Below are 7,255 nucleotides of genomic sequence, written 5' to 3'. Positions count from 1 at the left end.
TGTTGTTGACGGCGGCGCCCGACAAGGTCAGGCCGTTGGCCGTGGCGCTGTTGTTGTTGAGGGACAGGTTGCCTGTGCCGGTGACGCCGCCGCTCAGGGTGAGGCTCGTGCCGGCGCGGGTCAGCTTCAGGTCATGGTTGTTGAGGGTGACGGCGCCGCTGAAGGTGCTGTTGGCGCTGGAGGTGATGCTGGCCGTGCCGGTGTTGCCGGCGGCCACGTTGATGGCGTTGGCATGCGTGCCGGCAAAGCCGCCGTTGAGCGTCGCGTTGGCGCTGCCGCTGCTGTCGCCCAGCGTGATCGCGCCGGTGCCGAACGCGGACGCCACGGTGCCCGATGCCGTGCCGGCCTTGATGGTGGTTCCGCCGCTGTAGGTGTTGATGCTGGTCAGCGCCAGGGTGCCCGCGCCGTTCTTCACGACTGCGGTTGTTCCCTGGATGGCGCCCGTTTGCGAAACGTTGCCGGTGGCGTTCAGGTTCAGCGTGCCGCCGTTGAGGCTGACATTTCGCAGCGAATTGATCGCGCCGGCCGCGTTGAGCGTGACACCCAGGGCGCCCACGGTGGAAGTGACATTCGCACCCGCGTTGAAGGTGATGTTGTTGGAGGCATTGAGGGTCAAGGTCGCCGCGCCGCCGGCCGTCTTGGCGATGGCATTGTTGACGGTGATATCACCGGCCTGGCCATTGGTGCCGGCGCTTGCGGTCGTGATGTTGACGGAGGTCCCGCCGTTCAATGCCGTCTCGATGCTCGCCTTGGTCACGATGGCGCTGTCGTTCGTGCTGCTGAAATTGGGCGTTGCCGAGACGTTGGTGTCGGGCCCCGCGGTTTGAATCGTGATGTTGTTCGGATCAAGCAGCCATTGCCCGGCCGCTCCGTTGGGCGCCGACGCATCGACGCTGCCCAGCGCCTGCAGGACCGCCTTGCCGCTGGTTTCGACAAAGCCGCCGTCGCCGCCCTGCGCCCCGCCCTTTGCGGTGATGCTGCCGTGGAACTGGGTGACGTCGTCCGCCCAGACGATGACCTTGCCGCCGTTGCCGCTGGCCAGGGCATCGGCCTTGATGCTGGCATCGGCGCCTATGTAGGTGCGGTTGGCGTTCTGCACGGCCGCGTTGAGGCCCTGGTAGTCGCCGCCTATCAGGGCCGTGCCTCCGCCCGCCTGGCCGGAAACGTCGACCCGCGCGCCGCCGGTCAATGCGACCTTGTCGCCCAGCACCCGCACCGTGCCGCCAGTCTGGCCCGCCGCCGTGCCGGCCGCGCTCAGTTCGCCGCTGACGTTCACGATGCCCGTGGCACCGCCGCTCAGCACGATGGTGCCGTTGCGCTCGACCGCCGAGTCGGCGCGTATCACGCCCGACTGGTTGATGACGGTGGCCATCGCATCGCCCATGGCGCTGGCCAGCACGGCGACCTGGCCGCCGTTGGCGCTGATGCTGCCGCTGTTGTCGATCGCAGCCTGCGCGGCCGCGGCGTCCACCGAAAAGCGCACCAGGCCCACGCCCGAGGTGTCGACCGAGACGCGCGAGCCCGCCAGCAGGCCGACCGAGCCGGTGTCCGCCGTGATAGCGCCGGTGTTGCTGACCTGCGGCGCGGCCAGCAGCACGTAGCCGCCCGGCGCGGCGTTGATGCTGCCGTGGTTGCTGACAGCGCCCGTGCCGGTGCCGCTGAAGCTGTAGCGCCCTGCCATGAAGTCGCCGTTGCTGATGTCCAGGCTGGAGGCGACCAGGCCGCCCACGTTGACCTGCGCGCCGGGCGCGAACATCACGCCGGCGGGGTTGATCAGGAACACCTGGCCGTTGGCGCTGAGCGAGCCGAAGATGGACGAGGCGCCGTTGCCGGTGACGCGGTTCAGCGCGACGGACGCGGCGCCCGGCTGCACAAACTGCATGGATTGGCCGGTGCCGATGTTGAAGCTCTGCCAGTTGAGCACGGCCTTGTCGCTGGCCTGGTTGACGACCATGGCGTTGGCCGAGGGCGTGCTGACGCTGGCCTGGCCGGCCACCACCTGGCCGCCTTCGGGCAGGGCGGCGGCCCAGGGCGAGACGCCGGCCAGCAGCACGGCGAGCAACTGCGACAGGCGCCGGCCGCTGCGGATTCGGTAGGTGGCCGAGAGCTTGCGCGACAGGCGGACCACCACCGTGCGCACGGACCAGGGACGGTAGGCGTGGGCGGATGCGGCAGGGTGGGTGGTCATGGTGGGCCTTCGGAAGTAAGAGGTGAGCCGGTCTAGAACCAGGTCTGGGCCGAGAGCCAGGCGCGCGGGGAGCGGTCCGGGTCGCCGGTGGAAGGCTGTGCCGGCGTGGTGCGCCAGGCCAGGTAGCTCTTGACGAGGAATTTGCCGGGCCGGCCCAGCGTGGCGCCCACGCCGAAAGAACCGAGGCTCAGCGTGTTGGTATTGCCCGGCAAGGTGGCGCCGTTCTGGTTGAAGCGCACATGGCCGAAGTCATAGAAGGCCAGCAAGGTCAAAGGCTCGCCCCAGGGCGCTTGCGGAAACTGGTAGCGCGACTCCAGGTTGAGCAGATAGCCGGCGTCGCCCACGCCTTCGCCCACCGGGTAGCCGCGCACGCCGGTGGGGCCGCCCAGCACCATTTTTTCGGCGGAGCTGAGGTTTTTCGAGGCGAACTGGGCTTGCGCCGCGACGTAAAAACTGTAGGGCGCATCAAAGTAATGGGAGTGCTGGAATTCCAGGTTCAGCTTGCTGAAGCCGCCCGCCGTATTCAGGCCGCCCAAGCCTTCGTCGAGCGCCTGGTCGGCCGCATTGAGCGTGAGGCGGCCGAAGGTGAGGTTGGCGGCATAACTGTTCAGGCCGCTGCCGCCGGCCAGGCCGTCGGTGAAATTGCCTACCAGCCCCAGCCGGAGCGCGCTGATGTCGCGCTCGCTCGAGAGCGCCGGGGTGCGGGTTTCGTCGCTGAGCTTTTTTTCCTCGGCGCTGATGTAGCCGTACAGGTTGGCGCCGCGCCCGCGCAGCAGGGGGTGCGACAGGCTGATGCCGGCGATGTCCGCGCGGCCGCTGGCGCCCAGCGCTTCGAATTGTTTGCCCAGGGCGTAATCGAGGCGCGCCAGGCTCAGGCCCAGGCGGCTGCCGTAAGCGCCCACCGGCAGCGTGTAACCGAGGCGGTACAGGGCCGAGCCGGCCTGGTCGTTTTGCTGCGCGCTCAGGGCCAGCACGTCGCCGCGCCCCAGCAGGTTGTTGACATTGGCGTTGAATGTTGCGCGCGCGGCGCCGGCGGCACGCGCGCCGTGGTTGTCGACGCTCACAGAACCATCGACGCGCGGGCCCTTGGCCTGCACGGTGACCAGCACGTCGGCCTGGCCGGGGCTCGCGCCGGGCCCGACCGTGGCGGCGGCGTCGTAGCCCGCCAGGTCACGCAGCAGCAGCACGGGCTTGTCGAGCGCGTATTCGGTGACGGCATCGCCCGGCTTGAGCTGGCTGGCCACCAGGCCTTCGGCGAAGGCCTGCGAAATGCCCGTGCCCTCCACGCGCACGGTGACACGGCCCACGCGCGCTTCCAGGATGGCGATGGTGACGGTGCCGCCGTCGGCGGGGAAGGCCTGCTGGGGCAGGTAGGCCTGCGTGAGCACATAGCCTTTGCGCCGGTAGTAGTCGCTGACGGTGTTGGCGGCCTCGGTCAGGCCCGCAAGGTTGGTGGGCTGGTTCAGGCGGGCCGACAGCAACGCGGACAGAAGCTCGCCGGAAAACACCGTGTTGCCGGTGAAGGTGAAGGCCGCCGGCTTGAGACGGGCCGACCCGGCGGCAGGCGGCGCGGGCGGGGGTGGGCGCACTTCCAGCGGCGCGCCGCCGCGGGGCGGTAGCAAGGGAAGCGGGCTTGGCGATTCGAGCAAGGTGCCGGCGTCCGGCCGCACGTCAGCCCGCGCCTGGGCCAGCGCAGGCGCGGCTCCGGCGGCGCAAGCAAGCAGTGCCCCCCAGCCAACAAGCCGGAGCGCCAAAACAGGGGGACGGGACAAGGGGCGGACCTTTCAAGCCAGAGTGCAACAAAGTGTTGCCATTCGCTGTCTCTGGTTGTAGCCCTTTGGGTCCCCACTGTCCAACGCTTTCCTCGGAAAAGCTGAAGGTTTACTTCGTATGTGTTTGTTTTTTCACAATAATTTGACTGTTACAAGTCGATCTGGCGCAAAGAGTTCCGAGATGTTGCAAGTTGTAAGCAAACGAACATATGCATTCCTCACAACTACGGTGCCACGCGAGAAAACCTATGGATTACTTAGCGCAAATGAATTGGCCGAAAGCAATGGCAATTACTATCATTGAATAGAAATCAATTGTTTTTGACTATTTTTGAAGGGGATGCCATGACCGAACTCATCCGCACCAACCTGCCGACCCTGAAAAAGACGGCCAGTTATTACGTCGTGCACGTGACGGTGGCGGCGCTGGTGGCCTATGCGGTGACCGGCAATTTCCTGCTGGCGATCACGCTGAGCCTGCTCGAACCGACGGTGCAGGCCTTTGCCTTTTTCTTCCACGAAAAAGCCTGGCAGCGCTGGGGTGGCCGGCGCGCGGCCGTGCCCAAGACGCTGTCCACTGCCCGCGCCTGATAGCACGGGCAGGTACTGGGCTACCGGCTCAGGTCGTGCCCCAAACCTCGCGTGCCGTCTCCACGACCAGGCGCAGCTTGTTGCGCTGCGCTTCCACCGCGATGTTGTTGCCGTGGACCGTGCTGCTGAAGCCGCATTGCGGTGACAACGCGAGCTGCTCGAGCGGCGCGTACTTGGCCGCGTCCTCGATGCGGCGCTTCAGGTCGTCCTTGCTTTCCATCTCGCCGAACTTGGTGGTGACCAGGCCCAGCACCACGGTCTTGCCCTTGGGCAGGTAGCGCAGCGGGCGGAAGTCGCCGCTGCGGCTGTCGTCGTACTCGAGGAAGTAGGCGTCCAGGTCCATCTCCTTGAGCAGCGCCTCGGCCACCGGCTCGTAGTTGCCGGCGGCGGCATGCGTGCTCTTGAAGTTGCCGCGGCACAGGTGCATGGCCAGCGTCATGCCGGCGGGCTTGTGCGCGACGACCTTGTTGATGAACTTGGCATAACGGTGCGGCAGCTCGTTGGGGTCGTCGCCGCGCTGGCGCGCCGCTTCGCGCATTTTTTCATCGCACAGGTAAGCCAGGTTGGTGTCGTCCATCTGCACGTAAGTGCAGCCGGCGGCGGCCAGGCTGCGCAACTCATCGCCGTAGGCCTTGGCCACGTCGTCGTAGAAGGCCGGGTCAAGCTCGGGATAGGCTTCCCTGCTGATGCCGGCGCGGCCGCCGCGAAAGTGCAGCATGGTGGGCGAGGGGATGGTGACCTTGGGCGTGTTGCCGGCGCTGACCTGGCTCTTGAGGTACTGGAAGTCGGGCAGCTGGATGTCCTTGACATGGCGCACCTTGTCGATGACGCGCATCACGGGAGGCGCCAGTTCCATCGTGCCGTCGGGCCGCTGGATGGTGACCGGGATGTCGGTCTTCACGCCGCCAATCTGCTCCAGGAAATCGATGTGGAAATAGGTGCGGCGGAATTCGCCGTCGGTGATGCTTTTGAGGCCCACGTCTTCCTGGAACTTCACGATTTCGGTGATGGCCTGGTCTTCGACCTTGCGCAGCTGTTCGGGCGTGATCTGGCCCTTGGCTTTTTGCTCGCGGGCCTCCAGCAGGTACTGCGGGCGCAGAAAGCTGCCGACGTGGTCGTAGCGGGCGGGTAGTTTGGCGGTCATGGGAAAGTCTCCATCGTTTCAAGTACAGGGCCTCATGGTATGCCAGCTTGAAAGCCCCTCATTGAATACAGAAACTCCGTACTTACCCTGAATTTGGCTGTTTTCCTTGGCTTACTCGTAGTTTATGTATACATTGAGTATCCATGAACGCCGCAAAATCGAATTTTCCGCTCAACGCCTGGTATGCCGCCGCCTATGACGTGGAGGTCGGCCGCAAGCTGCTGGCACGCACGATTTGCAAGCAGAAAGTCGTGATGTTCCGCCGCACCGACGGTCAGGTGGCGGTGCTGGAAAACGCCTGCTGGCACCGGCTGCTGCCGCTGTCCATGGGCACCCTGGACGGCGACGAGCTGACCTGCGGTTACCACGGCCTGGTCTACAACGCGCAGGGCCGCTGCACCCACATGCCCAGCCAGGAAACGCTGAACCCCTCGGCCTGCGTGCGCGCGTTTCCGGCGGTGGAAAAACATCGCTTCGTCTGGATCTGGCCCGGCGACCCCGCCAAGGCGGACCCGGCGCTGGTGCCCGACATGCACTGGAACGACGACCCGGCCTGGGCCGGCGACGGCAAACTGATCACGGTGAAGTGCGACTACCGCCTGGTGGTGGACAACCTGATGGACCTGACGCACGAGACCTTTGTGCACGGCTCCAGCATTGGCCAGCGCGCCGTGGCCGAGGCGCCCTTTGTGGCGACGCACGGCGACCGCACCGCCACCGTGACGCGCTGGATGGAAAACATCGATGCGCCGCCCTTCTGGGCCGGGCAGATCGAGCACGCGCGCGGCTACCGCGGCAAGGTGGACCGCTGGCAGATCATCAAATTCGAGGCGCCCTGCACGGTGAACATCGACGTCGGCGTGGCCGAAGCCGGGTCGGGCGCGCCGCCCAAGGACGGCGCGCCGGGCGACCGCAGCCAAGGCGTCAACGGCTTTGTGCTGAACACGGTGACGCCGGAGACCGACGGCAGTTGCCACTACTTCTGGGCCTTCGCGCGCAACTATTGCCTGGGTGAGCAGCGCCTGACGCACCAGCTGCGCGAGGGCGTGGCCGGCATCTTCCGCGAAGACGAGCTGGTGCTGGAGGCCCAGCAGATTGCCATCAACGAGCACCCGGACCACCAGTTCTACAACCTCAACATCGACGCCGGTTCCATGTGGGCACGGCGCCTGATAGACCGGATGGTCGCGCTGGAAGCACCGGCTGCGCCGGTGATCCCCATCCGCCTCGCAGCCTGAACCCCATGACAAAAATCATCCCCATGGCCACCTCAAACCCTTCCACCGCCGCCCCCAGCCTGGAGAGCGCGCAGGTCAGGGCGCAGCTGCAGTTGCGCGAGATGATCCTGGCGGGCGAGCTGCCGGGCGGGGCGCGCATCGCCGAGCTGTCCATCGTCGAAAAACTGGGCGTCTCGCGCACGCCGATACGCGCGGCGCTGATGCGGCTGGAGCAGGAAGGCCTGCTGGAGTCGCTGCCCAACGGCGGCTTCGCGGTGCGCACGTTTTCGGAACGCGACGTGTCCGAGGCGATCGAGCTGCGCGGCACGATCGAGGGCCTGTC

At 66.4% G+C, this 7,255-nt stretch carries 6 protein-coding genes; 3 read left to right on the top strand and 3 right to left on the bottom strand.

Features of this window, described 5'->3' with window-relative positions:
- Both ACLV8F_RS24505 and ACLV8F_RS24500 read right to left on the bottom strand, forming a co-directional pair.
- The coding region (locus ACLV8F_RS24505) for a filamentous hemagglutinin N-terminal domain-containing protein (protein ID WP_411886803.1) at nucleotides 1–2,188 on the bottom strand (2,188 nt) is incomplete at its 3' end.
- A 32-nt stretch (nucleotides 2,189–2,220) separates the two neighbouring features.
- Nucleotides 2,221–3,858, bottom strand: a complete 1,638-nt coding sequence (locus ACLV8F_RS24500) for a ShlB/FhaC/HecB family hemolysin secretion/activation protein (protein ID WP_411886802.1) — start codon at nucleotides 3,856–3,858, stop codon at nucleotides 2,221–2,223.
- A 447-nt stretch (nucleotides 3,859–4,305) separates the two neighbouring features.
- Here ACLV8F_RS24500 and ACLV8F_RS24495 point away from each other — a divergent pair, with 447 nt between their 5' ends.
- Nucleotides 4,306–4,551, top strand: coding sequence for a DUF2061 domain-containing protein (locus ACLV8F_RS24495; protein WP_411886801.1), 246 nt, complete (start codon nucleotides 4,306–4,308; stop codon nucleotides 4,549–4,551).
- Between the two features lie 28 nt (nucleotides 4,552–4,579).
- Here ACLV8F_RS24495 and ACLV8F_RS24490 read toward each other — a convergent pair whose 3' ends face one another.
- Entirely contained in the window at nucleotides 4,580–5,695 is a 1,116-nt protein-coding gene (locus ACLV8F_RS24490) for a 5-methyltetrahydropteroyltriglutamate--homocysteine S-methyltransferase (RefSeq protein ID WP_411886800.1), read from the bottom strand.
- A gap of 143 nt (nucleotides 5,696–5,838) precedes the next feature.
- Here ACLV8F_RS24490 and ACLV8F_RS24485 point away from each other — a divergent pair, with 143 nt between their 5' ends.
- Nucleotides 5,839–6,933, top strand: coding sequence for a Rieske 2Fe-2S domain-containing protein (locus tag ACLV8F_RS24485; protein WP_411886799.1), 1,095 nt, complete (start codon nucleotides 5,839–5,841; stop codon nucleotides 6,931–6,933).
- A gap of 23 nt (nucleotides 6,934–6,956) precedes the next feature.
- Nucleotides 6,957–7,255, top strand: a 299-nt coding sequence (locus ACLV8F_RS24480) for a GntR family transcriptional regulator (protein WP_411886804.1), incomplete at its 3' end; no start/stop codon positions are given.

The organism is Polaromonas sp. YR568, assembly GCF_943369675.1.
Classification (GTDB): Bacteria; Pseudomonadota; Gammaproteobacteria; order Burkholderiales; family Burkholderiaceae_C; genus Polaromonas.
The sequence above is the reverse complement of the archived record's forward strand: the minus strand, read 5'-3'. Positions and strand labels throughout refer to the sequence as shown.